Raw genomic sequence first — 25894 nt, 5'->3', positions numbered from 1 at the left:
CAAACTAATTAGTAAGGCGGTATGTTGTTTTATGAAAAGAAAACTAAGATTCCTTCATCAATGGAGATTTTCTTCACCTCTTAATGAGATTGCACGCTGTTTTCTTCCATCCAGTACGCTTCCCGAATATTAATCTGCCTGCGAATTTTCCTCATAATATCCATGGAAACTTCACCTGTTTCGTATAGACTTTGAATCTCATCGCGCTCCGCTTGAAAGGCTTTGTCTCTTAACTCTCGCTGCTCTCGAATATATTCACTTGAGTCTGCACCTTTACGCACTAAATTAAACTTCTGGATCATTTCATTGTACTCTCCGATAATCGATTCGTTAATCCCTTCATTTTCAGGAATCATTGTTTCTCTTAAATATGAAATTGCCGCTTGTGCCATTTCCATTTTAAGCATTGCCACTTTTTTAGTTTTTTCAACACGAGCTTTTATGGAGTTATGTTTTGGTGACTTGAACAAGCTAGCTATATTCAATATTCCTCGTTTTACAATTGTCCCTACGAATAATCCTCTATATAGCAAGCGATTCGTAACCGCAACACGCATCCGGTGGATATGCTCCTCTAATAAGTATAGCGACTCCCGATCAATCTCTTCATTTGATTGCAACTTTTCAATATAAATAATTTCTACTTCTAATGCTTTCAAACGAGTTTCAGTTTCCACCGCTTTCTTTCGAGCGCTTTCTTCCTCACTTATATCAACGAGATGACTACGAACTTGATTGTAATGCGAGATAATAGAAACAGCTGCTCCTCTGTTTTCGTCGGTAGTTAGTTCTCGCATCGTTCTAATCGCAGCATCCATCGAGAGAAGTATCGCTTTTCTTTCCATCTCCTCTCTCATATTTTCTGTATTCCCTTTTTCTGTTTTTGCAATAATAGGTAGGAAAATACTTGCTAAAACAAGCGTCACCAAAATTACACCGGCTGCGATGAAAATGATTAATGAACGCTCGGGAAACACATCGCCATTGGCTAAAAAGTAAGGAATCGTAAAAGCTCCAGCAAGTGTTACAGCGCCGCGGACACCGGAAATGGTCGTAATGCTAATATATCGCAGCGATGGTTTTGGCAATTGTTCTGCTTTAAGCAGCCATCCTCCCCACCATCCTGCAAACACCCAAACAAAGCGTAATAGTAAAAGCGCAGCAGTAATGATCAAAATATACGTGATTACTTCAAAATTATTGAACAAAGGACTTTCAAAAATTTCTCGAGAAACACTAGGAATTTGTAGTCCTAGCAATAAAAATACAAGTCCATTCAAAATAAAAATAAGAATGGTCCAAGTACTTTTCGAAACAACTTGTAGTTGCACATTTGGTGATTGCTCACGGTCCCGATAAATCGCATGGACAATACCAGCTGCTACAACAGACAAAATTCCCGATAGATGAAAATGCTCTATGACATAAAAAATGGTAAACGGAGTTAATAATTGGATAAGCATATGAAGCGTTACATCTTCCATACCTAATCGACGGATGAATATTTTCAATCGAATAATGATGAAAGCAAGAACTGCTCCACCTACAAATCCTCCAATCGCGATTAATAAGAAACTCCAGCTTGCTTCTGCAAGTGAAAACACACCGGTTACCGTTGCAGCTACGGCAAACTTAAACGCAACTAATCCAGAGGCATCATTCATTAGCCCCTCGCCTTCTAGCACATGCATAATCGTCTTTGGCATCTTAACTCGACTCGAAATAGCTCCGACTGCCACCACATCGGTTGGAGATAAAATCGCAGCGAGTGCAAAAGACGCAGAAAGCGGAATCGAAGGTATTAACCAATGGATTAAATACCCAATAACAATAACCGTTAAAAATACGAGTCCAAGTGCTAGCAATAAAATAGGCTTCCTCAATTTCCAAAGGGCTTGCCTTGGCACATTTTTTCCATCGTAAAATAATAATGGAGCGATAAATAGAATAAAAAATAATTCTGGCTCCATCGGAACATGTATTCCTACCGGCAAGGCTGCAAGCAATACACCAAGCGCAATTTGAATTAGTGGGACTGGTATGTATGGCATAAAATGATTGATAAAATTAGAAAGCCCAATTATTGCTAGTAAGAGTAGGACAATCAATAAAAACTCCATCACGTATCTCCTTTCTAGATGTTCTATTTAATAAGTGTAAACCGATTTGTTAAATACTACAAATTACTTCCATTTTGTATGGAATAGTATAAAAAAATCCACTCTCCCATAAATACGACTTCCTAGAAATCGTACTTATTTGAAAGTAGATCTTTTATAAGAATTACTTGGAAAGGTAGTCCAACAATCCCATAGCACTAACTTCTATATCTAACTGTAAAATGCTATACACCTCATGATCATCTGGAATACCTAGCCCTCTTAGATGCTCCCTTACTAAACTTCCTAAACGCTCAGCAAGAACTTCGTACCCTTTTTGTTCTGCATAGACTGTTTTCGCTTCGTTTACATAAACTTTTAACCAGCTAGAAACTTGACGATATACTTCATCCGGTGCATTAGTCATACCAAAATGCCCAAAGTAGATGGAATCGAGCTCCATGTTTTGCATACGATCAACCGCTCTTTGCATCGCATCGGGGTCAAACTGATTTGGTGAAGTGGAAGGCAGAAATAAATGAACATCATCTGGAATCAACTGCTCATAACGTACACCAACTGTGTCTCCAGTGAACATGCCGTTACTAATCGGATCATAAATACTGAAATGGTGATTGGCATGACCAGGTGTATCTAAAAATTCCAATTGACAATTTGGTCCAATTTTCAATATATCCCCTTCACCTTTAACAATTAGCCGATCTTCTGCTATAGGAAGTATCGGTTCAAATAAACTAGAAAACTTTTCGCCATATACTGCCTTCGCACCCGCTATAAGTCTCGATGGATCCGCTAAATGCCTAGCACCTTTTGGATGTACGACTACTTTTGCATTCGGGCATTCTTGAATGAGTAATCCAGCTCCCCCAGCGTGATCAAGATGGATATGTGTGACAATTATATATTTGACTTCATCCAAAGATATTCCTAATGCCTTTAACCCTTCTTTTACATACTTTATAGACGGGCTTGCACTCGTTTCTACAATTGTTAGTTCCTCTTCTTGTATAACATATATGCCTGTCCGCTCTGTGATCCCTAAATCATGCCCATCAATTAGATGGATTCTTTCGTTTAATTGAATCGGTTTCGATTGTTGCACTACGTATTCCCCCTAAGTAATTTTTCTCTACTGAATTTTCTGTCATATATACTTACTATCTTATCATTTTCTTTTTGCAAAGTTAAAGAAGATAAAAACCAATACCCATTATTATATATGCTGCAAAAAGCAGAAGCCCTTCAAACCAATTTGATTCACCATCACTGGAAACATTAATAACTAAAAGTGCGGCTGTAACCATTGCGACAAGCTCTGGCCATGTAAAAACTAGTGCCATCGTTTGAGGCATGAACAGAGATACAAGCACAAGTACCGGTGCTACAAACATAGCAACTTGCAGCGTAGAACCAACCGCTATTTCAACAGATACTTCCATTTTGTTTTTAACGGCCATTGTAATAGCAGAAACATGCTCTGCTGCATTTCCAACAATCGCTACGATAATGACACCTATGAACAATTCGGTCCAACCAAACTTTGCCCCAAGCATTTCAAATGTATGAACTAATTGCTCCGACACAAAAGCGACTACTACTGTTGCCAATAGAAGAATTAAAATCGATTTACCTTTTGTCCATTCTGGTACTTCTGGTTCCGTTTCCGGTTCATCAGTAGATGAGAACACTCCCCGATGTGTGACGAGTTTGAAAAATAATCCTGCAAGATAAAGCGCGATTAAAATAATGGCAATACCAATACTTAAGTTTAATGTTTTTTCAGGATTCATTGTCATTGAGAAAACTTCCGGAATAACAAATGCCACAATTACAGCGAAAATAAGTAATCCCGAATTGTATCTTGCGCTATGCATACTAAATTTCTGACGTTTAAACTTAATACCGCCAGCAAAAAACGATAATCCAAGTACAAGCAACAAGTTACCGAGAACTGATCCGGTTAGCGATGCCAAAACAATCCCAACCATTCCAGCCTTTAATGTGAATATGGAAATGATAAGTTCGACCGCATTACCAAAAGTTGCGTTTAACAGGCCTCCAACTCTTGGGCCACTTACGATTGCTAAACTTTCTGTTGCTCGGCCTATATATCCCGAAAGCCCAATAATACCTACACAACACAGAAAGAACATAATCATCTTGGGCCAATTTAAAAAAGCTCCTATAAGAACGAATGGAACACCTACAAAGACAAAAACGGCAAATAATTTATTCACTAACAAACACCTCTTCAACTTAATGCATTTCTAACTTATCTTTCCCTAATATAAAAAGAAGAAACCCTTTTCCATTCACTTACATAACTTATAAGGAGATGAAAAGGAGTGATTAATTTTAATGATTAATATGGAACCTATCAATATTGATGGACATACATTTTTATCGATTTCTGTCGAGTTGCCAAAAACCAATTTACTTGTTGTATCGAATGATAAAGGGTATATCATGTGTGGTGCACTTGATGTTGCACTGTTGAACGAAAAACTAAAAGACAGAAAAGTAATTGCAGGAAGAGCTGTAGGAGTAAAAACAATTGGCCAACTGCTTGATGCACCTTTAGAATCCATCACTTTTGAAGCAGAAGAACTTGGCATCACAACAGGTATGATTGGTAGAGAAGCGCTATTGAAAATGATTTAATCTAAAACTAACGAGCTAGCCATTTTTATATGGCTAGCTCTTTTTTATGTCCAATAATTTCTTGAAAAACCCCTTTCCATTCTAGTTGACTCCCCTCGAAATAAAGAGTAAATTAATAAAATATAAAAGAACTGTTCACAAATGAACAATACAAAAAAGAACGGAGTGATAACAGTGAATTGTAACAATCACCCTGATAGTAGATCTACAAAATTCTTGCATACCTTTTGGCGTGTGAATAGAAACATGATGCGCTTTATACATAAGACCGCACTAGAAAATGATTTATCTATCCCACAATATTCAGTCCTAATGACCATTGCACCCAAAAAAGAAATGACGCAAAAGCAATTAGGTGAAGTATTGCAAATTCCAAAAAGTACATTAAGTACGGCAGTCGATGGACTTGTACAAACCGAATGGCTCCTTAGACAGCCTGTTCCTGACAATCGAAGAGAAATGCAATTAATACTCAGTGAAAAAGGAAACAGCTTGTTTGAAAAAATAAGTCAACAAAAAGGAAGCATTCATTGTACAATCGAATCCATTATGGACACACTTACTGAAAAACAGTTCAAGGAATTTCAAGCCACACTGCTTCATATCGCTGATTTTTTAGAAAACGAAACCATTTCAAAGGAGAACAACCAAAATGATTAAACTCATGAAAAACTTAACGGTGTATAAGTGGATTGTTCTCTCGGTGTTAGGATTAGTTTTTATCCAATCAATGGCTGACCTTTATTTACCAACTCTTATGGCAGATATTATCGATAAAGGAGTAGTAGTTGGCGATACAGCTTATATTTGGAAAATCGGAGGAATAATGCTTTTAGTTGCGGCGTTTGGAGCAGTCGCATCAATTATAGCAAGCTTCTACTCCTCTAAAGCAGCAATGGGGTTTGGTAGGGATATTCGCCGTAAAGTGTTCAAACATGTAGAGCAATTTTCCATTCAAGATTTCGATGAGTTTGGCACAGCATCGCTTATTACAAGAACGACCAATGATATAACACAAGTGCAACAAGTGGTCATCATGATGCTACGTATGGTCGTTAGCGCTCCTATCATGTTGGTTGGTGGGATTATTATGGCAGTATCAAAAGATGCTAAATTATCGCTTGTCATTGTACTTACAATGCCTGTGTTAGTTGGGGCTGTGTTATTAATCATGTATAAAGGTGTACCACTTTTCAAAACAGTACAAACAAAATTAGACCAGTTAAACCTTGTATTGCGTGAAAATTTAACCGGAATTCGCGTTATCCGTGCTTTTAATCGGGAAAAACAAGAGAAAGTTCGGCTTCAAAAAGCAAACAAAGATTTAACTGATATTTCTATTAAAGTAAACAAGGTAATGGCGTTTTTAATGCCCGTTATGATGTTGGTCATGAACATCACCGTAGTATTAATCATTTGGTTTGGTGGAATTCGCATTAACGGAGGATCTATGCAAATCGGGGATTTAATGGCATTTATCCAATACGTTATGCAAATTATGTTCGCGCTTGTAATGGCTTCTATGATGTTCATAATGGTACCCCGTGCGGCAGTCTCCGCAAACCGGATTAATGAAGTACTGAACACAAAACCAACATTTTTAAACGAAGGAACAAAATTAGCAAATAAAGAACGGGGAACACTTGAATTTGATCATGTATTTTTTAGCTACCCAGGAGCGGAAGAGTCCGCATTATCTAATATTACATTTCAAGCAAAGTCTGGGGAAATTACGGCAATTATCGGCGGAACAGGCGCTGGTAAATCAACACTTGTGAACTTGATTCCTCGTTTTTATGAGGTCACAAGTGGAACGATTCGTGTAAATGGCGTCGATATTCGTGAATCTTCTCAAGACGAGGTTCGCTCCAAAATCGGATTTGTCCCCCAAAAAGCTCTTCTCTTTTCTGGAACAATCAAAGAAAATATTCGTTTTGGAAAACAAGAAGCAACTGAAGAAGAAATAAAACATGCAGCGCACATTGCTCAAGCAGAAGATTTTATAAGCAAAATGGATGAAGGATATAATTCCGTTATTTTACAAGGTGGTTCGAATGTATCTGGAGGACAAAAACAACGTCTTTCGATTGCAAGGGCGCTCGTTCGAAAACCGGATATTTACATTTTCGATGATAGTTTTTCAGCACTCGATTTCAAAACAGACGCAAACTTACGTGAGGCACTAAAAGACGAAACACAAAATGCAACTACTATCATTGTTGCACAACGGGTTAGTACCGTAGCAGATGCACATCAAATTATTGTATTAGATAAAGGTCAAATTGCAGGAATTGGTACGCATAAAGAGCTCTTAGAAAATAATGATGTGTACCGTGAAATTGTTGAATCTCAGCTCTCAGAGGAGGAAATCGCATGAGTAAGCAAAAAAAGTCGCAGTCTCAAGGCGGACACCCAGTAGGAGCCGGTGGAGGAAACATGATGATGATGAGCGGACAAAAAGCAAAAAACTTTAAAGGTACTTTACGACGCCTTCTAACTTACTTGAAACCTCGCAGCAATCAATTAATCGCAGTATTTATCGCGGCTATTTTAAGTACCGTATTCGCTATTGTCGGTCCTAAAATTATGGGGAACGCAATTACAGAACTATTCGAAGGAGCATACGCTAAAATGACTGGTGTTCCGGGAGCAGCAATTGATTTTGATGCAATTGGGAAACTCCTCCTTCTACTAGCAGCTTTGTATGCAATCAGTAGCTTATTTGCCTATATTCAGCAATATATTATGTCGAGCGTCGCACAAAAAACCGTGTATGATTTACGAGAAGAAGTAAACGGCAAACTAGAAAAGCTTCCCCTTAAATATTATGATGGTCGACCAAACGGGGAAACGTTAAGCCGTGTTACAAATGATCTCGATACAATCGGAAATACACTTCAGCAAAGCTTAACCCAATTTATTACCTCGGTGGTAACAATCGTAGGTATTATCATTATGATGTTAACGATTAGCCCATTATTAACGTTAATTTCCATTGTAAGTTTACCGGTATCGATGTTCGTCATTCAACCAATTTTAAAAAGATCACAAAAGCATTTTGCAGATCAACAACGAACACTTGGGCAATTGAACGGGCACATCGAAGAAATGTATACTGGACACCAAGTAGTTAAAGTGTTCGGCCACGAGAAAAAAGCGGTGGCTGAGTTCGATGAAGTGAATGAACAACTATATGATGCTGGTCGTAGAGCACAATTTATATCCGGTATTATTATGCCGATGATGTCTTTTATCGGTAATTTAAGCTATGTTGTAATTAGCGTTGTCGGAGGAATATTAGTTACCCAACGTGCCATTTCTATCGGTGATATTCAGGCCTTTATTACTTATACTCGTCAGTTCACACAGCCAGTCATGCAAACAGCAAATATCGCCAACATCATCCAGTCAACAATTGCAGCAGCGGAACGGGTTTTTGAATTACTGGACGAAGAAGAGGAAGAAAAAGAAGTAACAATAGAAAGTTTATCTAAAGCAAAAGGTGCAGTTACATTTGAACGTGTGGACTTTGGTTACGGAGATGAACTATTAATTGAAAATATGAATATCGATGTATTTCCAGGTCAAACGGTAGCGATTGTTGGACCAACCGGGGCTGGCAAAACAACATTGATTAATTTATTGATGAGATTTTATGAATTAAACAATGGGAAAATCACCATTGATGGACACAATACTAGAAAAATGTCGCGAACGGATCTCCGTACAACATTCGGCATGGTACTTCAAGATACGTGGCTCTTTAATGGAACGATTAAGGACAATATTGCATTCGGAAAAGATGGTGCAACAGATGAAGAAATCTACGCGGCGGCTGAAACGGCACACGCAGACCATTTTATCCGTACTTTACCGGATGGATATGACACTGTTTTAAATGAGGAAGCATCGAATATTTCGCAAGGGCAAAAACAATTATTAACAATCGCTCGCGCTGTTCTTGCAAATCCACCTATTATGATTTTAGATGAAGCAACATCGAGTGTAGATACGCGAACGGAACTACTTATCCAACAAGCGATGAATCGCTTAATGGAAGGAAGAACGAGCTTTGTTATCGCCCATCGTCTTTCTACTATTAGAGATGCTGATTTAATATTGGTGATGAATCAAGGAAAGGTAATTGAACAAGGTTCACATGAGGAGCTTATCAATGAAAATGGCTTTTACGCAGATTTATATAATAGCCAGTTTTCTACTAAAAAGGCTATTTAAACATTAGATCTAAAAAAAGAGAGTCAGCCGAACGATTTCTTGCTGGCTCTCTTTTTCTAATATTATTTATGGTCCGTCATAATCTACCCTCTCTATTTATATACTAACTATATAGATTACTAAATTAGGAGCGGAGGGATTATGTTGACTAAAGTAGAATTCAAAAAAGCATTTGATATTGGTTATCAAGAAATGATATTTACTGCAAACAATGATGAGACTTTTATTCGTATAAAAAATAACTATTCCGTTCCATCCTCTAAAGTGTCTTCCACAATCATCCATATTAACGGAAAACTTTTTGAAGAAAACAGATATTGGATTTTCTTCACTGAGTTAGTAGAAGTAGATTCTGATATTAGTACAGATGTACAAATTGAATTAGACAAATTTGAAATAGACACAGAAAACTTTGAGGAAGAAGAATTTATCCAACATTTAATAGAAGAAATAACGGAGAAGTTAAAAGAAAATAACGTAAACACGGTTCTTAAAGAAATCGAAGTTCTTTAAGAACTTTTCAGCATTTCTGTTGCAATTAGTCTATAGGAATTAAACCGATCTTCCGGTGAATAGGTTACTGTATTCAACATAATTTCATCTGCTTTATAGTTAGTTTGCAATTCGATTAGCTTCTCTTTTATTTCAGAGGGATTACCGATTATTAGCTTCTTTTTCATACTTTCCAATGTTTCTTTTTCCATGTTATCTAATATGTATTGTTGCGCCTCTTTTATAGAAGGAACTCCTTGCTCTCCTTCCCCCTTAGCCCTTTGTAATGCCCAAATGAGCGTACTTTTAGCTACCTCCTTCGCCATTTCTGTCGTTTCTGCACAAATAACTGAAACCGTTACAATTACTTCAGGTTTTTGACCTTGTTTTCGCGGTATAAAATTATCTAAATACTGCTGTATTATAGCTATCCCATCCTCTTCACTCATAAAGTGACCGAATGCATAGGACAGTCCATTTTCCGCAGCAAGCAGAGCACTTTTTTTACTCGTCCCAAGAAGCCATGGTACTGGTGACACTTCTGGAACTGGTGAAGCAGAAATTTTCGAAAATTCATGGTCAGAAGGAAAATCACCATATAGAAAATGAAGAAACTCTTTCACTAAATTAGGCATTTTATATACATTTTGGAGGAAATTATCCGACAAAGCATTCGTAGCCTCCGCAGATCCGCCTGGTGCACGACCTAAACCAACATCAACTCGATTAGGAAATAAAGTAGCAAGCGTATTATATACTTCTGCTACTTTAAATGGCTTATAATGGGGCAACAAAACAGCCCCCGAGCCAATACGAATAGTATTTGTATTCGCTCCAATGTAACCTAACATCACTTCAGGAGCAGAACTTGCGAGCCCTGTTAAATCATGGTGTTCCGTAATCCAGTAACGAGTAAAACCTAACAATTCCCCAAGTTTCGCTAACTCCATCGATGCATTTAATGCCCCTTTCGCGGTTTGATTGGAGGAAATCGGGGATTGATCCAATATACTTAACTTCACTTCCTCACCTCTCCTTTCTTAGTTCAACACTTCCAGTAAGCTCAGTTTATACTCTCCAACTTGCCCTTTTTCGTATAAATTCGTAATCGAAGTTGAATACTGATGTATGCTTCCTCTAAAACGTAAATCTTGCTCTGGTACTTTCACATCGAATGTACCTCTGTATAATAACGTCGCAATATCATGATAATCTTCACTTGTTACATTAAAAACAACCGAAATTAGGTGTAAATCATTTACTTTTTCTTTTTTATAGCGATTAACTTTTATAAACATGTCATCCAGTATAATTTCTTTCACCATAGAACCTTCTAGTTTTTTGTCCATGCAAAACACCCCCAAATTTAATCCTTTTTATAAGTGTATCATCTACGTATGCATTTTCATTATTCTACACTTTTATTGAAAACCACTCTAAATATTTTTTAAAAATAAGGGAAGAATAAATTTATCATGATATAAAATGAATAGCCATTGAAAGGCGGTCTTACAAAACATGGATAAACAAAAAGTTAAACTATGGACAAGTCAATATTTAATTATTATCTTATTGTCTTTAGTTATGTTCACTTCTTTTTATATGATTACAGCAGGTTTCCCAATTTTCGTATCAACCATCAGTGATAATCCTGCGATTGCAGGAATAATGACCACGACCTTAATGACAGCATCACTAATTACGCGCTTCTTTGCAAGCGTCATTATCCAAAAAGTGAATATGAAATTGCTCCTTATTATTTCCCTCATTTATTTTTTAGGAACAATCGCTCTCACTTTTGTAAACGACTCCATCGGGTTTTTAATATTCATTCGAGCACTACAAGGTATTGGATTTAGTATGCTTACGATTTTAGTCTTTACGATCTCAAGTAATATTGTTCCTAAATCTCGGTTAGGTGAGGGCATTGTTTTTTTCGCAATGTCTACAAGCGTTGGGACTACAATTGGGCCACTTATTGCTATTTCTTATCTTGCAAATTATTCATTCAAATCGATGATGATGTTAACTCTGGTTCTTATGGCTTTTTCATTTGTGTGTAGTCTTTTCACAAAAAATACGGTTAAAAAAGAAAAGGAAAGTCCACAGGCTACAAATAAAGAACCTTTCTATAAGTACATGTTCGATAAGCGTGTTCTTCTTCCATGTATTTTAGTAGCGTTCAATTATATGGCAATTGCAGGAACAGTTAACTTTATAGGTGCTTTTGGAAAAGAGATCAATGTTGGTGGAAGAATTTCACAGTTTTTTATCGCACAAGGAATTGCAATGGTATTAGTTCGTGCTTTCTCCGGTAAAATTTTCGATCGATTTGGTCATAGAATCCTTATTATTCCTGGTGCCATTTCAGGAGCAGTAGGTTTGATCTTATTAGGCTTCTCTACTAGTATGTGGATGGTTCTCGTTTCAGGGGTATTATTTGGAATCGCTTTTGCTATAATTCATCCAATTATCCAAGCTTGGGCATTAACGCTTGTTCCACCCGAGAAAAAAGCAACAGCCAATTCGATGCTTCTTATTTTTATCGATTTTGGTTTGGCGGTTGGATCAGTAGGACTTGGATTCTTAGCAAAAAGTGTTGGATACGGCATGACTTTTAGTTATTCGGCTGCTTTTATGATTGTGATTTTGTTGTTATATTTAATTGGAAGCAAGAAAACAGCAACATTAGAAACTAAAAAGGAAAAATCATCCTAATCGAAAACATACTATCATATGAACAGGATAAAATGAAACTTCATTCAGTTGAGGTTTCCCTACCCTTTAACTGAATGTTAGTTAAACCAATCGGACCTTCACGGGCAGTTTATCTCCCTTTTATCTTTCCTTGGTTTCCTCGGAATCTTGAAGTGGGAGTATTACTGCCCGTTAACACGGGATAAACCATAACAAACTGGGGCTGTCCCAAACGTCAACATAGACTTTAGGACAGCCCCATAATAGGCGTTATTCATTTCCTTCTTAATGTATTGTATTAAATTTCTCTTTATCTTGGTTCAATTGTTCCTGAAGCATATTGATTGGCCCCAATTCTCCTCTACTTTCAAGAGCCATTGTAACCGAACGCTCTGCACGTTCAATCATATTTTGTGCGTTTTGAATAGACTGCTCCGAGGGATGGGTTAATGCTTGACCTACAGCTAGCGTGACATTATCGACAGAATTATGCAATTGGCCAATGACATTATCTTCTTTCCAACTCATTTGTGTGTGATCTTCCATTGCAAAGTCCTCCTTCACTTTTCCTAGAAATCAATACTTCTTTACTATGGCAAAATAGCAGCTTTTTATACGTTTGAAAGCTGATAGTTTGAAATTTAATCCTTCAATAATTTTGAATGTATTGGGAATACTAAACGATGAAAGATATAACCAATGAATAAAGGAGGAAGGAAAAATAATGACAATTCATGAACCTGAACCAAATGATTCAGCTAAGAACGTGGAAAGGTTAAAGAAAACTATCCGTAATAAGGAAGCGGCAGAAATGGCAATGGAGTTTGCAGATGGAGAAGAACTTGCAGCCATTAAGAAGAAAAATGAACGACGTGAAGAAAGTATTGATGGTTTACGAGCAGAGATACTTGCAGAGGCCAAGTCAAGAATCAACGGTTATATTTAACCTCATTCAAGCTAGCCTCGGCATAAATGATAAAATAGCCAAATAATCTTCGGATCATTTGGCTATCTTTTTTACAAATGAATATTCACACTTATAATAGAACAAACGTAAACTAAGGATAAAAGGAGTGTCCTTAGAATGCACTATCACTCAAATGAACTTTCTACTCCCACTCATAATCCCGTTTATAAAACCCCATATTCGCAATACACTGCACCCGTTCGATACATTTTAAACAATTCATCTAATTACCAACAAGGCTATTATATGAGTAAAGCAGCCGTTGACTTTGAAAGCATGAACCGGCTTCTTTGGCTAGAGCATGTCAATTGGACCAGAATGACCATTACAAGTATTGTATTTAATTTGCCTGACCTACCTACTGTGCAAGAACGACTATTACAAAATGCGACCGATTTAGGAAATTGTATTCGTCCTTTTTACGGTGATCAACTCGCAAACAGATATACCGAGCTCATAAAAGAACATCTAGTACTAGCGGCACAACTTGTAACAGCAGCTGTTAAAGGCGATTCTAAAAAAGCAGATGAAAAAGAAAAAGAGTGGTACCGTAATGCAGATGATATCGCAATCTTTCTAAGTAGTATTAATCCGTATTTAACAAAAACAGAAGTACAAAAGATGTTCTATACGCATTTGGCTTTAACAAAAAATGAAGCGGTATTAATGATTCAAAAGAAATATCAAGAGGATATTAAAGTATTTGACCAAATAGAAGCGCAAGCTTTGGAGATGTCCGATATGATTTCACATGCAATCATCATGCAATTCCCTCATAGGTTTTAAATACGAAAAGAGCCTGGAACAACTGTTTCCAAGCTCTTTTCGCATTTACATATTCATCCATACGCGTGACAACTTTTTGACGTTCGTTACAACTTTGTTAACAAATGTTGAATTAATATAGAAATCTAAATGAACGTTTTGTGAAGCCTACTTTTTGACGTTGTTTTTATACGAGTATGAAAATATGATAGAGGCAACGGAATACGGATCACTTCGTACACGTTTAATAAACTCAAATTCGAAAGGGGTACAACTATGAAAATAAAAGTGAAATGGGCTTTACTTACAATGATTTTCACTATAGCCACTGTGCTAACTGGTTGTGAACCATTATTAGTATTAGATCCTAAAGGCCCTCAGGCAAAAACGCAAGCTGACGATATTATGTTATCCATCTGGCTCATGTCAGGCATTGTAATTGTCGTACTTGCTATTTTAGTATTCGTGTTAATTAAATATCGCGCTTCCAAACAAAGTGACGATTACGAGCCTCCTCACATTGAAGGAAGTTTACTTGTGGAAGCAATCTGTATTGGTATTCCAGTTATTATCGTCATCTTCCTTTCTTTTGTATCAGTTAAAAGTAACTACGAGGTAGAGGCAACTCCAGCAGGATATGAGGATACAAAACCGTTAATTGTTTATGCTTCTTCTTCCAACTGGAAATGGCATTTCAGTTATCCTGAGGAGGATATCGAGACAGTTAATTACTTGTATATACCTGCAGGCCGTGCCATTGAATTTAAACTATATTCCTATGGACCTATTACTAGTTTTTGGATTCCACAACTAGGTGGACAAAAATATGCGATGGCTGACATGGTCACCACTTTACACTTAGCAGCAGACAATCCAGGTGAGTTACAGGGAAGAAATGCTAACTTCAGCGGTGCGGGATTTGCTAAAAATACATTTGAAGTTACAGCGATGTCTCCAACTGAGTTTGACGAATGGGTCGAAGAAGTTCACGAAACAGCGGAACCTCTTACAGAAGAAAAGTTCGATGAATTATTAGAACCAGGACATCTTGGACGTTCCACATACACTGGAACCCATTTAGAATTCTCACCAGCTCCTGAACATGACCATGGTTCGACTGAGTCTGATTCATCACATACAAAAGTAGAATCAGATCACGAAAATCATGAATCTAGCAATTCTGATGAAGAATCAGACCACGCTAATCATTGATACAAATTTTTAGTATCGTAACAAACAATAGCTTTTCGAAAGGAGTTATAAAAGTATGGATTTCTTTGATCGTTTTGCAGTACCACATCCAAGCTTTTTAATATACGCATCCATGGTTGGCATTGGTCTTACCATGTTAGCAATAGTCTTAGGTATTACTTATTTTAAAAAATGGGGATACCTCTGGCGCGAATGGATCACCACAGTAGATCATAAACGAATTGGTATTATGTATTTACTCGTTGCTCTACTTATGCTATTCCGCGGAGGAGTAGATGCAGTAATGATGCGTTATCAGCTTTCAATGCCTGATAACACATTTCTAGATTCTCAACATTATAATGAAGTTTTCACAACACACGGAATCGTTATGATTCTATTTATGGCTATGCCGTTCATCACGTTCTTCTTTAACTACCTTATTCCGTTACAAATCGGAGCTCGTGACGTGGCATTCCCTCGTTTAAATGCACTAAGTTTTTGGTTATTCTTTATGGGTATGGGGTTATTCAACATCTCATTCATAGTAGGTGGATCACCTGATGCAGGTTGGACTTCTTATTTTCCACTTGCAAACAATGAATTCAGTCCATCCGTAGGGACTAATTATTATATGATCGCTATTCAAATAGCTGGTCTGGGTACAATGATATCTGGTATTAACTTTATAACGACTATTCTTAAAATGAGAGCACCTGGTATGAAGTTAATGAAAATGCCAATGTTCACATGGTCTGCATTTATCGCCAACGTAATCGTTGTTTTTGCTTTCCCTGTATTAACAGTACTTCTTGCAATGGGAACAATGGATAGATTATTTGGAACAAACTTCTTTACAACCGATAATGGTGGTATGGATATGCTTTGGGCTAACTTGTTCTGGGTTTGGGGACATCCTGAAGTATATATCTTAATCTTACCGGCATTCGGTCTATATAGTGAAATAATCGCTACCTTTGCACGTCGTAATCTTTATGGCTATAAATCAATGGTTGCCTCTATGGTAGTCATTTCAGTATTTTCATTTTTAGTATGGACTCACCATTTCTTTACAATGGGTCAAGGTGCATTCACAAACAGTATTTTCTCTATCACAACAATGGCGATAGCTATTCCAACTGGGGTTAAAATATTTAACTGGCTATTCACGCTTTGGAAAGGGAAAATTGTATTTACAACTCCAATGTTATATTCCATGCTTTTCATTCCACTGTTTACTTTAGGTGGGGTTACTGGAGTTATGCTTGCGATGTCAGCTGCTGATTACCAATATCATAATACGATGTTCTTAGTTGCTCACTTCCATAACGTAATTATTCCAGGAGTAGTTTACGCTATGATTGCAGGTCTTACTTTCTATTGGCCAAAAATGTTTGGTTTCATGTTAAATGAGAGAATTGGAAAATGGACGGCATGGTTGATGTCAGTCGGGTTCGTCTTAGCCTTTATTCCAATGTATATTACTGGGTTAGATGGTCAAGCACGTCGTATGTACACATACTCTGAATCTACTGGTTTTAGTATGTTGAATATGGTTTCATTTATCGGTGCGGGAATTATGGCAATCAGTTTTGCTTTACTTGTTTACAATATCTACTATAGTATTCGTTATGCTTCAAGAGATATTGGTAATGACCCATGGGATGCACGTTCACTTGAATGGGCTACTCATACTCCAGTACCAGAATATAACTTTGCTATTACACCACAAGTTGCATCAACTCAAGCTTTTTGGGATGCGAAGAAAAATGGGCATGAATTATTTAAAGGTAAAATCGAAAAAATTCATATGCCAAATAATAGTGGTTGGCCATTTATCCTAGGTTGTATTTTCTTCGTCTTTGGATTTGCAATGGTATTTAGCATATGGCCACTTGCTATCGTCACATTAATCGGTATTTTAGGTTGTTTGGTTTACCGTTCGTTTGAAAAGGATCATGGTCGATATATTTCTGTTGAAGAAATTGAAGAAACTGAAGCAAAATTGCGAGGTGCAAAAAAATGAAAATAGATAACTCGCTTCCGCTTGAATATAGTACGGAAGAGAATAACTTGAAAATTTTAGGTTTTTGGATCTTCCTAGGCGCTGAAATAATGCTTTTCGCAACACTTTTCACTATGTATTTCACTTTAGAAAATCGTATTGGTAACGGACCTTCGGGTGCAGAAATCTTTGAAATTACACCAGTATTAGTTGAAACAATTTTACTATTAACAAGTAGTTTTGTTATCGGTCTTGGGATTCATGCTATGCGTTTAGGTAACAAAAAGGCAATGATGATTTTCTTTTCAATCACACTACTACTAGGTGCTGGATTCTTAGGCTTTGAAATATATGAATTCGTTCACTATATTCATGTAGGCGCAACACTACAAACTAGTGCATTTACTGCCGCTCTGTTAACTACATTAGGAACACATGGATTGCACGTAACATTTGGATTATTTTGGGGAATAGCTATCCTTATTCAAATTAAAAAGCGTGGGTTAACTCCTGAGACAACCAATAAATCTTTCATCTTTTCGCTTTATTGGCATTTCCTAGATGTCATTTGGATCTTCATCTTTAGCTTCATCTACTTGAAAGGAATGATGTAATATGAAAGAATTATTCCCTGTTAAACAAGTAATGGGCTTTGTCTTTTCGTTGATCCTTACCGCAGTGGCACTTATGGTTTACTTCACGGATATGTCATTTTCTATTGGGATGACGATTCTTCTAGTTACTGCATTTATACAAGCTGGTCTTCAGCTAGTCGTATTCATGCATGCTGGTGAGACCAATGATAAAAACTCTATATATTTAAACGTATATTACGGTTTAATCATTGCGCTTATCACCATTTTTGGTACACTATTAATACTAGTTTGGGATATGTAAATAGGAATTCACGGAGAGAGCGTCTTTTTAGGCGCTCTCTTTTTTACATTTTCTCGAGTTAATGATCATTTCTTCAGATGCTACTAAAAACATGCCTATTAAGAAGGTAAATACAGCCCCCATGACTGTTCCAATCCCAATGCCTATCATTGTACTGTATTCGCTTACAAAAACTCCGTATAAGAAAATGGCAATTCCAATAGTGAGCACTGTCGCTCCTACGTATCTTGTAGCATGAAACATTTTCATGTTTGATTCCATTTCACTCATCCTCTCTTTCTATATATTATTCACCTTGTTCACAAAATTGTCAAATATAATTTGATTTTCCTATACTTTATTCTTGACAAAGGAAAGAGAGTAATAAGCTTTACTTGTAATGTAGGAATAATGCGAAACAAACGGTCTATTAGGTATCAGCTATGATTTCCGCTGCAGGCGGACGCTTTCCGCGGGCATGGCTTCAATCAAAGGAACTTGCCGACTGATCAATAGTTTAATTCGATAGAGTACTAGAATTATCACCCTTTCCTAGCAATAACAGTTCAATATTTGAAGTCATGCACAAATACCGGCTTATATGATACCGCTTAAGATTAGAGCAGCTATGGCGCTACGGCAAAAGTAGAAGAAAGTTTGTCGTGTTCGGCAGTCAGTTTGTCGCTTTCGGGGTGGGCTTTGTCGTGTTCGAAGGCTAGTTTGTCGCGTTCACAGTGTATTTTGTCTCGTTCAACCATTTACTGGATTTTGTGCAGTGATATTAATTAGTCAGCAAGTTCTCCGGATTGTAGCGGAAGGGCGGCGACTCCAGCGGGGGCCAACAGGATGTTGGTCACGAAGGCGCCTGTGCCCACAGGATGTGGGTCATGCAATCGTTGCCGCAGAACGCGGCGAACTTAGATTGCCTTCCTTTTGATGTGGTGCACTTAGCCTTCGTTCCTCTGATGAGACAGATAAGACATCGCAGGCGAACGCGTTAGCGTCGGCGACGGCTTATCGCTCACCCGGCGGAAATCCTAGCGGAAACTTATTAATGCGCATTATTCCAATAGTGCGTACAAAAAAGAACTGCTTCTTAGCCAATGACTTCGTAGCAATTCTTTTCTTTCAACTTACATTGAATCTACCTTCTCTCCAAAGATTATGATGCTTTGTCGTTCTACTACAAATTCTCTCCCATTCCACTTCAAAATATTTTGCACATATCCTAGGGCTTCTCCATGATATCTACCCAAAATCTCTTGCAGCGCAACAAGTTCATACACATCGTCACCTGCAAAATCAATTGGATAAAGGCCACTAATCGGTTCTACCCAACCTTCTATCGGCTCTTTCAAAGTTCCATCTTCACCATAGATTTCCGTTAAATATTCCTTATTTTTATACATTAAATCCAGCGTATATTTCTTTTGGGGAACAGAGCTTACTATCGTTAATTTATATTGGTCTTGATAATCTATTTTATAATCATTACTCTCATTGAATTCTTCCGAATCGAAAACTTGTCGCATTTCCCCTTCTAAAAAGGTATACAAGTATGCTTTTATCGTATTACCTTCACTTTCACCAGTATCGATAACTACTAATATGTCATCTAGCCCGTTTCCAGTAAAATCGCCAAGAAATAATCTCGGGTTATAACCAACAGTTTCTTTTAAAGAAACCCCCTCATACAAATCTACTTTCTTATTTAAAATATTAAGCGTAATATCTTCCCAATATGAACTTCTCTCCGTCATGCTTCCTGTTAAGTAAACAGTTTCCCTAAAACTATCCCCTGTGATATCCCCTCTTTTTTTATCAATAACAGTCTGACCATTAGTCCTAGCATGTGTTAAACGACTCAATACTTGCTGTTTTTTATCTAATAACTGTTCTTTTGACGGGTATGGTGAACGAAACGATAGGGCTTTATCGATGGAAGTTAAGTTCTGTTCTAAATTACCAGCTTTCCTCTGTGCATCTGATAAATAATACCAGTAATATGAAAAGTCATTTGTTTGCAATAACTTTTCGTAGTAAGCCGCCACTTTTTTAAAGTAATATGGATAAACATCCTTTGCTCGTACTAGCTCCCCTTCACTGAAACGGTAAACGTCTACCTTATAAGCATCTCCTGTATCATGTATCCATATAGCAAGTTCATATTGGCCATCTTTCCCGTAATGATCAGGCATATCTTCTACTTCTAATCTGCTATAAACGATATTATTTGTAGGCAATCTTAAAATACCACCGTTTGTCCATTGTAATAAGTCTAGCTGTGAACGCATGCTGTCTACTTGCCACCCGATAATTAATGTATTGACCCAATTTTCCGTAACTGGTGCTACTCTTAAATCAGAAATACCGTATCCTTTTCCGTTCATATGTTTTAAAGGCAGCCACTGATTATCATGTTTTTTTAATATTACAATATAATTTTGCTCTTCATGCCTATATGCGCCTATTAGTTCATCCACTTGATCCCCGTCAATATCAGCAAGCATGATTGCCGCTCTCTTTTGGGGTTGTTGCAATTCTAGAACAGTAGCCCCTAGCGGCAAAAAATTCTGCAACGTATTTACATAATCGCCCATTGTACCCCCCATTTAAGTTCATTATTAACTATCATATGCGGGTTTATATAAGGTTTAATCATGTATTACAAAGTTTATGTTAAAAGTTTCATCTATAAAATTCTAATTTAACCCCGAAAGCTACGAAAATACTATTCGAATACCATAAAAAAACTGTCTCAAAAGAACTTTGAGACAGTCTTTGAAATTATTCTTTTATGGTTTTTCTACGTTCAATTCTACCGGTGCTTCTACTAATTCATCTATAGGTTGCTCTACAGATGGTTGTGCAGATGGTGCGGGTACGTTGATATACAATTTACCATCAGCTTTTTGGCGCGTTTCATTGTTAAAGCTGTCTACAACTTTCACTTCGAGAACTGCTCCGTTTGCTACAGTTTCAGCTGGTACTGTCCAATATCCAACGTAATGACCGTTTCCTTGTTCCATCATCGGTAATTCAGTCGCATTTTGAACTTGACCACCCACATTCGTTAGTGGCATATGGATAACAAATGTTGCTTTTAATCCAGGTGCACTATCAAATTCAATTTTAACGCTTTTACCTGTAGCTAAATATAAATCTTCAGCTGGAATTAGATTTTCAATGGCAGGTGCATCGTATTGTGCCATTACCGTAATTTTTTTGGATACACTATTATTTGCTTTGTCTTTAGCAACAACCTTAATTTCGTTTGCGCCATTCTCTAGAAGAACTCGTTTAGAGTACTTGCCATCAACTACTGTTGCATTTTGACCATTAACTTTTACAGTGTCAAGGTTTGCATCTTCAATAGTTCCTTCTACAGTTACTGATTCACGATTTGTTTTTTCTCCATCTTTAGGACTATCGATTGTAAGTTCAGGTTTCAATGTGTCTAGAATGACTGCAACAGATTCAGATTCACCTGTTACACGCCCATCAAGACTAGAAACTGCTGTAAACTCATTTATTCCTTCTGTTAATTCAGTTGGAATTGTAAATTTCCCATCTGCACCTACCACAATAGATCCTGCGTCTTCACCATTTTGTTTCAATGTAATAGTAGTAGTTGGTGATGCAGTCCCTTCTACTGAAATGGTTGCTTCATTAGTGACTAAGTCAGCTGTTGGTGCAGTGATAACTGGACCATGTACTTCATAGCTCACACGAGCCCGGATCATATAGTTTCCTTCAGCTGCCGGTGATGGTGACCAAGCGCCGGATACCCCTTGGTAACTTCTACCTGCATTTGTACCATTCTCATCTGTTGCAAGGCCAGGTGTGTTTGGATTTGCAAACGTTTGTCTATATACCATGAAGAAATCGCCATTCACCACGATATTGTGTTCCGTCAAATCTACAACAGTCCATTGACCATTACGTAGAGCTGTTGCATCGATAGGACCAGCAAGCTTTTTACCTGGTGTCCCATCAGCTGTTGCATCCCATACTTCGACTGCGAATGCGGTTCCACCAGGTACAGGCCATTCCGTATCCCAGAATCGGAATACACCATCTGTTACGATTCCATTTTCTTTACCTTCTGGTAGAGACATTTTCACTGCCCAAGCATTGCCCGCCGCGTTGAAAGCACGCGCATTTTCAGCAGTACCATCGTCATAACCAATTTCTCCACCAGGGTATGTGTAGAATGGCTCAAGCGCAATGTTTTGTGAGATTGCTTCAGAACCAATTGAAATACTTACTTCTTGGCTATGATAGCCACGCGCAATTACTTTTAATGTGTAATCACCTTCATACGCTGTAATTGAATAATTACCTGTTGCATCCGTTTCAACAGGTGCGATATTTGCATCTTCTACGAGTAAGAGAGTTGCCCCAGACACTCCTTCACCTGTAGATTGATCAGTGATTGTTCCACTCACTGTATTCTGTGCAACTTCATCTAATGTGAAATTCGCATTTGTTGTTCCATCTGCTTCAATAGAAACGGATTGCTTTTCAGAAGTGAATCCATAAGCTTCCGCTTTCACTGTGAATGTTCCTGCACCATGAGTTAGTGAATAAGAACCATCAGCAGGGTTTGTATAAACTGAACGTCCTGATTCTAGTACACTCACTTGAGCACCTAATGGTAAAAGTGTTGGATTCGCAACTTTTTCTACTACTGGTGGTGCTTCTTTAACTGGCAATACAGGACGGATTTTCGTTGGATCAATATCCTCTTTTTTAGCAATTTTATCCTGACCATTTCCGATATTCTCTTTGTTATTTCCGTTATTATTGTTTACGCTATTTGTTTTATTTCCGTTGTTATCTTTTCCTTTAGCCACTTTGCCAGTCTGCGAAACTCCAGCAAGTCCTACATCATCGATATACCAACCTTCTCTTACTACGCTTCCATCAGAAAACGCATTGAATCCGATATAAATTCGTTGTCCAGCATAAGCTGACAAGTCAACTTCCGCATCAATCCAACCGTTTGATGCTCCTTGAATCATTCGTAATTGCGTCCAATCTACTTGATCTGTCGATACAAATACATGACCATAATCCCAAGCTCTCCCAGATGAAGATTGCTCAAAGTTATGCCATTGTTTGAACTGCAAATAAGAGTTCCCTTCCGGCAAATCGATCGGAGGCATTACTAATGTAGCGTTCATTCTATTATCGTAATTACCTTCTAAGTTTGTTGCATACACTTTCTCACCAGAAGCAGCATTTCCTGGACCTGATGTTGGTACACCCCATTCCCAGCTATTTGCTTCTCCAAAAGAAGTCCAGCCAACAGGTGTCGATTCAAAATCTTCTGAGTAACCTACCGTTATGCCAGGCTTTACCTGTACAACGTATTCTTCACTGTTCACTTCATTATTTCCAAAATCATTAATAGACCATTTATAAGTAAAGGAGTTTCCTGTGATAATTTCTCCAGGGATCACTACACCATACTCACCGGATTTGTAGTCACCAGATTTACGTCCAGCTTCGATTGATTGCCATACACCATTTGCATCTTTGTAGTTTAGAGCGACAGCCGCAACGCTAATGTTATCGCTTACCGCAATTGTCAATTCTAAATCCATTCCTGCATATGTTTCTTGAGGTGCTGCATGTTCGAATACTGGAGCCTCATTATCGTCTCCTTGTTGTGTCACTTGACCTTTTAGTGTTCCAAGTCCAGTAACGATGGAAGATACTGCCTCATAAGCATCAACTAATCCATATCCATATGCATGGTTAGGAGTTGTTGGATATTGAGTGTCAGTCAATGGATTTGCTGTATTAAGAAGAATTTCTTCAATTTCATCGACTGTCAGGTTTGCGTTAACTTGGCGAAGAAGTGCTGCTACGCCTGATACAGCAGGTCCTGACATAGATGTCCCGTTCCAGCCACCTTCATAATTTCCACCCGGTACAGATGAACGGATGTTCACACCAGGTGCCGATATATCTGGTTTGGTTTCAGCATATGGTGAAGGTCCACGAAGCGAGAAACTTCCCACTTTGTTATTGATGTCAGTTGCACCAGTTGCAAATGACTCAGGATAATTTGCAGGTGCTGCTACAGACCCCGCTCCACCCGGGTTTGTAAGCGTTGTGTTTCCTGCAGAAAATTCAGGGAAAATTTCTGCTGCACGCCAGTTTATTACAACTTCACGGTACCATTCATCAAGACCAGGACCGCCACCCCAAGAGTTATTAACAACGTCTGGAGCCATATCCACACGAGCATTTCCACTTGCGTCAGTTGGCGCTAAAATCCATTGCGCAGCTTCTAGTAGGTCAGCGTCTGTCCCACCGGCTGCTGAAAAGGCTTTAACCGCAATATATTTTGCGCCTGGTGCTACACCAATTTGGTTTGCACCATTTGGTTCACTTCCAACCATTGTTCCTGTTACGTGCGTACCATGTTCGATATCATCGTATGGTGTAGCCCGTCCAGCAGTCGTTGCATCGAACCAGTTATAGTTATGAGAAACTTGTCCGGTTGCTTTATTGTAGCCACGGTATTTTTCTTTTAAGGCTGGGTGATCCCATTGAACACCAGTATCAATACTTGCTACTACTGTTCCTGCCCCATCGATACCCATAGCCCAAACGTCTGGAGCTTTGACACGCTCAATGTTCCACTCAATATTTGCAACTTCTGCTTTAGGGGCAACAGCGTTTTCTGTTTTCGTTGTAAATAATTGACGTGTTTCATTTGGTAAAACTTTTTCAACTTCAGGGAATGTCGCAATTTTTTCAGCAACCTCTTTTGTTGCTGTTACAGCCATTCCATTTACAATGTAATACGATGTAATATCTGCAGCATTCCCCTTAGCTACTTCCTGTTCAAGGTATTGTTTTACTGATTGTTGCGATTCAAGAGAGGTTGCCTTTAGTTCAGATACAACAGCAGAGCGCTGAATAAGCTTCGTATTATGTGCTGATAAATTTGCTGCTTCTGCACTTTTTCGAGCTTCAGCCGCCACTGCTTCTGAATCGGTTTTTTCTTTGAATTTGATCAGGAATGTTACTTTTTCATCTTCTTTGAAATTTTCTAGTAATCGAGTGCTCAGCTTATCTGTCACGGAAATTGTATTCGAGCTTGAATCTCTGAAAGATTGATGAAGCTTACTCGTTGTTTCAGCACTAACAACATTCGGTGCTACTAATGAAAACGTCATTAGTAAAGATGCAGCAATACTAAGTGCTTTGACTGAACTACTTTTCCTCCCCATTTTCTTTCCTCCTTTGAATTTTCCAACGATTTTAGTACCTAGCGAAAAGCTAATAGTCTTTTTGATCAACTAAAAAAGACCATACAAAAACACCTTCTCCCCCTTTCCCAAACAGTCATTTAGGTAAACAGAATCAATGGTGTCATTCGTGAATCTCTTGTTGTTAATAACACTATAGCGGAATCGAACTGCAAGTTTTGTCTATCCCAGTCGGAATTTATCCCAATTTTCAAAATCAATAGTTATTTACTATTTTACATCTTTTAATAAGTAGGTAAGAAGTCACTTAATTTAATAAAGTGGAACAAGTATAAAGCGCATATAAATATTGATATTACTAGTTTCATAAAGAAATACTCTTTTACGTTAGGCAGCTTCAATTTTATTACTTTTTTGAAAAATAATTAATTAATCCTATTAAACGAGATGAGGGTAATTTGGCTTTTCAAATTTATTTAGTTTAATTAATCATTTAGAATTATATAATAGGTTTATTTTTCACTCTATGTAAAACTTAATGCTAAACACTGCATTTTTTTATATGTAAATTTGACTACCTTTATTAAAAGCAGTTTTATTAACAGAAGTAAGAAATCTATCTATATATTGATAACTTAGGTATTTTGGACAGAGT

General features: G+C 37.7%; 21 protein-coding genes. 12 read left to right on the top strand and 9 right to left on the bottom strand.

The genetic code is table 11. From position 1 onward, the window contains the following. Positions 1–80 precede the first annotated feature (80 nt). The 3 genes from BMZ04_RS07240 to cax all read right to left on the bottom strand — a co-directional run bounded on the left by BMZ04_RS07240 (position 81) and on the right by cax (position 4363). Complete coding sequence (locus tag BMZ04_RS07240) at positions 81–2120, bottom strand: Na+/H+ antiporter (protein ID WP_093267276.1); 2040 nt, start codon at positions 2118–2120, stop codon at positions 81–83. A 163-nt stretch (positions 2121–2283) separates the two neighbouring features. Beyond that, the gene (locus BMZ04_RS07235) at positions 2284–3222 is read right to left on the bottom strand and encodes an MBL fold metallo-hydrolase (protein WP_093267273.1); all 939 of its coding nucleotides are present in this window, start codon (positions 3220–3222) and stop codon (positions 2284–2286) included. Between the two features lie 82 nt (positions 3223–3304). Further along, a complete protein-coding gene (gene cax / locus BMZ04_RS07230; protein WP_093267271.1) occupies positions 3305–4363 on the bottom strand; it encodes a calcium/proton exchanger in 1059 nt (352 codons plus the stop codon). Between the two features lie 115 nt (positions 4364–4478). Here cax and BMZ04_RS07225 point away from each other — a divergent pair, with 115 nt between their 5' ends. The 5 genes from BMZ04_RS07225 (at position 4479) to BMZ04_RS07205 (ending at position 9530) form a co-directional block, all read left to right on the top strand. Beyond that, positions 4479–4781: a YunC family protein gene (locus BMZ04_RS07225; protein WP_093267269.1), complete on the top strand. Its 303-nt coding sequence runs from the start codon at positions 4479–4481 to the stop codon at positions 4779–4781. Positions 4782–5027: 246 nt separating this feature from the next. Beyond that, the gene (locus BMZ04_RS07220) at positions 5028–5441 is read left to right on the top strand and encodes a MarR family winged helix-turn-helix transcriptional regulator (protein WP_255367839.1); all 414 of its coding nucleotides are present in this window, start codon (positions 5028–5030) and stop codon (positions 5439–5441) included. After that, positions 5434–7158: an ABC transporter ATP-binding protein gene (locus BMZ04_RS07215; protein WP_093267267.1), complete on the top strand. Its 1725-nt coding sequence runs from the start codon at positions 5434–5436 to the stop codon at positions 7156–7158. The genes BMZ04_RS07220 and BMZ04_RS07215 overlap by 8 nt, the downstream gene beginning before the upstream one ends. Further along, entirely contained in the window at positions 7155–9017 is a 1863-nt protein-coding gene (locus tag BMZ04_RS07210; RefSeq protein ID WP_093267266.1) for an ABC transporter ATP-binding protein, read from the top strand. The genes BMZ04_RS07215 and BMZ04_RS07210 overlap by 4 nt, the downstream gene beginning before the upstream one ends. A gap of 144 nt (positions 9018–9161) precedes the next feature. Beyond that, the gene (locus BMZ04_RS07205; RefSeq protein WP_093268061.1) at positions 9162–9530 is read left to right on the top strand and encodes a hypothetical protein; all 369 of its coding nucleotides are present in this window, start codon (positions 9162–9164) and stop codon (positions 9528–9530) included. Here the strand turns inward: BMZ04_RS07205 and BMZ04_RS07200 are convergent. Further along, positions 9527–10531, bottom strand: coding sequence for an LLM class flavin-dependent oxidoreductase (locus tag BMZ04_RS07200; RefSeq protein WP_093267265.1), 1005 nt, complete (start codon positions 10529–10531; stop codon positions 9527–9529). The two genes, BMZ04_RS07205 and BMZ04_RS07200, sit on opposite strands and share 4 nt — an antisense overlap. A gap of 18 nt (positions 10532–10549) precedes the next feature. Continuing rightward, positions 10550–10834 carry a DUF3219 family protein gene (locus tag BMZ04_RS07195; RefSeq protein WP_093268058.1) on the bottom strand — a complete coding sequence of 95 codons (285 nt, stop codon included), beginning with the start codon at positions 10832–10834 and terminating at the stop codon, positions 10550–10552. A 193-nt stretch (positions 10835–11027) separates the two neighbouring features. On the opposite strand from BMZ04_RS07195, the gene BMZ04_RS07190 reads away from it, so the two are divergent. Beyond that, positions 11028–12227, top strand: a complete 1200-nt coding sequence (locus BMZ04_RS07190; protein WP_093267264.1) for an MFS transporter — start codon at positions 11028–11030, stop codon at positions 12225–12227. Between the two features lie 264 nt (positions 12228–12491). Here the strand turns inward: BMZ04_RS07190 and BMZ04_RS07185 are convergent, their stop codons facing one another. Further along, entirely contained in the window at positions 12492–12752 is a 261-nt protein-coding gene (locus BMZ04_RS07185; protein WP_093267263.1) for a hypothetical protein, read from the bottom strand. A 178-nt stretch (positions 12753–12930) separates the two neighbouring features. On the opposite strand from BMZ04_RS07185, the gene BMZ04_RS07180 reads away from it, so the two are divergent. The 6 genes from BMZ04_RS07180 (at position 12931) to qoxD (ending at position 18031) form a co-directional block, all read left to right on the top strand. Further along, positions 12931–13152, top strand: coding sequence for a small acid-soluble spore protein Tlp (locus BMZ04_RS07180; protein WP_093267262.1), 222 nt, complete (start codon positions 12931–12933; stop codon positions 13150–13152). 138 nt (positions 13153–13290) lie between these two features. Further along, the gene (locus BMZ04_RS07175) at positions 13291–13959 is read left to right on the top strand and encodes a hypothetical protein (RefSeq protein WP_093267261.1); all 669 of its coding nucleotides are present in this window, start codon (positions 13291–13293) and stop codon (positions 13957–13959) included. 261 nt (positions 13960–14220) lie between these two features. Beyond that, the gene (gene qoxA / locus BMZ04_RS07170) at positions 14221–15150 is read left to right on the top strand and encodes a cytochrome aa3 quinol oxidase subunit II (protein WP_369802644.1); all 930 of its coding nucleotides are present in this window, start codon (positions 14221–14223) and stop codon (positions 15148–15150) included. A gap of 55 nt (positions 15151–15205) precedes the next feature. Then, positions 15206–17155 carry a cytochrome aa3 quinol oxidase subunit I gene (gene qoxB, locus BMZ04_RS07165; protein WP_093267259.1) on the top strand — a complete coding sequence of 650 codons (1950 nt, stop codon included), beginning with the start codon at positions 15206–15208 and terminating at the stop codon, positions 17153–17155. Then, entirely contained in the window at positions 17152–17748 is a 597-nt protein-coding gene (gene qoxC / locus BMZ04_RS07160) for a cytochrome aa3 quinol oxidase subunit III (RefSeq protein ID WP_093267257.1), read from the top strand. The genes qoxB and qoxC overlap by 4 nt, the downstream gene beginning before the upstream one ends. A 1-nt stretch (position 17749) precedes the next feature. Continuing rightward, positions 17750–18031 carry a cytochrome aa3 quinol oxidase subunit IV gene (gene qoxD, locus BMZ04_RS07155; protein ID WP_093267254.1) on the top strand — a complete coding sequence of 94 codons (282 nt, stop codon included), beginning with the start codon at positions 17750–17752 and terminating at the stop codon, positions 18029–18031. A gap of 27 nt (positions 18032–18058) precedes the next feature. On the opposite strand, the gene BMZ04_RS07150 is transcribed toward qoxD, so the two are convergent. The 3 genes from BMZ04_RS07150 to BMZ04_RS07140 all read right to left on the bottom strand — a co-directional run bounded on the left by BMZ04_RS07150 (position 18059) and on the right by BMZ04_RS07140 (position 25260). Next, complete coding sequence (locus BMZ04_RS07150; RefSeq protein ID WP_093267252.1) at positions 18059–18292, bottom strand: hypothetical protein; 234 nt, start codon at positions 18290–18292, stop codon at positions 18059–18061. Between the two features lie 851 nt (positions 18293–19143). Then, a complete protein-coding gene (locus BMZ04_RS22740) occupies positions 19144–20610 on the bottom strand; it encodes a hypothetical protein (protein WP_255367838.1) in 1467 nt (488 codons plus the stop codon). Between the two features lie 195 nt (positions 20611–20805). Continuing rightward, positions 20806–25260 (bottom strand): S8 family peptidase, encoded by a 4455-nt coding sequence (locus tag BMZ04_RS07140; protein ID WP_093267250.1) that lies wholly within the window; start codon positions 25258–25260, stop codon positions 20806–20808. Positions 25261–25894 lie beyond the last annotated feature (634 nt).

The organism is Psychrobacillus sp. OK032, from assembly GCF_900111345.1.
In the GTDB taxonomy this organism is placed as follows: domain Bacteria; phylum Bacillota; class Bacilli; order Bacillales_A; family Planococcaceae; genus Psychrobacillus.
This window is presented reverse-complemented; position numbering and strand designations above follow the sequence as displayed.

Bases quoted from the DNA above. Each gene is read 5' to 3' on its own strand.
- BMZ04_RS07240 (WP_093267276.1), bottom strand. From the start codon at position 2,120: ATGGAGTTTTTATTGATTGTCCTACTCTTACTAGCAATAATTGGGCTT.
- BMZ04_RS07225 (WP_093267269.1), top strand. From the start codon at position 4,479: ATGATTAATATGGAACCTATCAATATTGATGGACATACATTTTTATCG.
- BMZ04_RS07220 (WP_255367839.1), top strand. From the start codon at position 5,028: ATGATGCGCTTTATACATAAGACCGCACTAGAAAATGATTTATCTATC.
- BMZ04_RS07215 (WP_093267267.1), top strand. From the start codon at position 5,434: ATGATTAAACTCATGAAAAACTTAACGGTGTATAAGTGGATTGTTCTC.
- BMZ04_RS07210 (WP_093267266.1), top strand. From the start codon at position 7,155: ATGAGTAAGCAAAAAAAGTCGCAGTCTCAAGGCGGACACCCAGTAGGA.
- BMZ04_RS07195 (WP_093268058.1), bottom strand. From the start codon at position 10,834: ATGGTGAAAGAAATTATACTGGATGACATGTTTATAAAAGTTAATCGC.
- BMZ04_RS07190 (WP_093267264.1), top strand. From the start codon at position 11,028: ATGGATAAACAAAAAGTTAAACTATGGACAAGTCAATATTTAATTATT.
- BMZ04_RS07185 (WP_093267263.1), bottom strand. From the start codon at position 12,752: ATGGAAGATCACACACAAATGAGTTGGAAAGAAGATAATGTCATTGGC.
- BMZ04_RS07180 (WP_093267262.1), top strand. From the start codon at position 12,931: ATGACAATTCATGAACCTGAACCAAATGATTCAGCTAAGAACGTGGAA.
- BMZ04_RS07175 (WP_093267261.1), top strand. From the start codon at position 13,291: ATGCACTATCACTCAAATGAACTTTCTACTCCCACTCATAATCCCGTT.
- qoxB (WP_093267259.1), top strand. From the start codon at position 15,206: ATGGATTTCTTTGATCGTTTTGCAGTACCACATCCAAGCTTTTTAATA.
- qoxC (WP_093267257.1), top strand. From the start codon at position 17,152: ATGAAAATAGATAACTCGCTTCCGCTTGAATATAGTACGGAAGAGAAT.
- qoxD (WP_093267254.1), top strand. From the start codon at position 17,750: ATGAAAGAATTATTCCCTGTTAAACAAGTAATGGGCTTTGTCTTTTCG.
- BMZ04_RS07150 (WP_093267252.1), bottom strand. From the start codon at position 18,292: ATGGAATCAAACATGAAAATGTTTCATGCTACAAGATACGTAGGAGCG.
- BMZ04_RS22740 (WP_255367838.1), bottom strand. From the start codon at position 20,610: ATGGGCGATTATGTAAATACGTTGCAGAATTTTTTGCCGCTAGGGGCT.
- BMZ04_RS07140 (WP_093267250.1), bottom strand. From the start codon at position 25,260: ATGGGGAGGAAAAGTAGTTCAGTCAAAGCACTTAGTATTGCTGCATCT.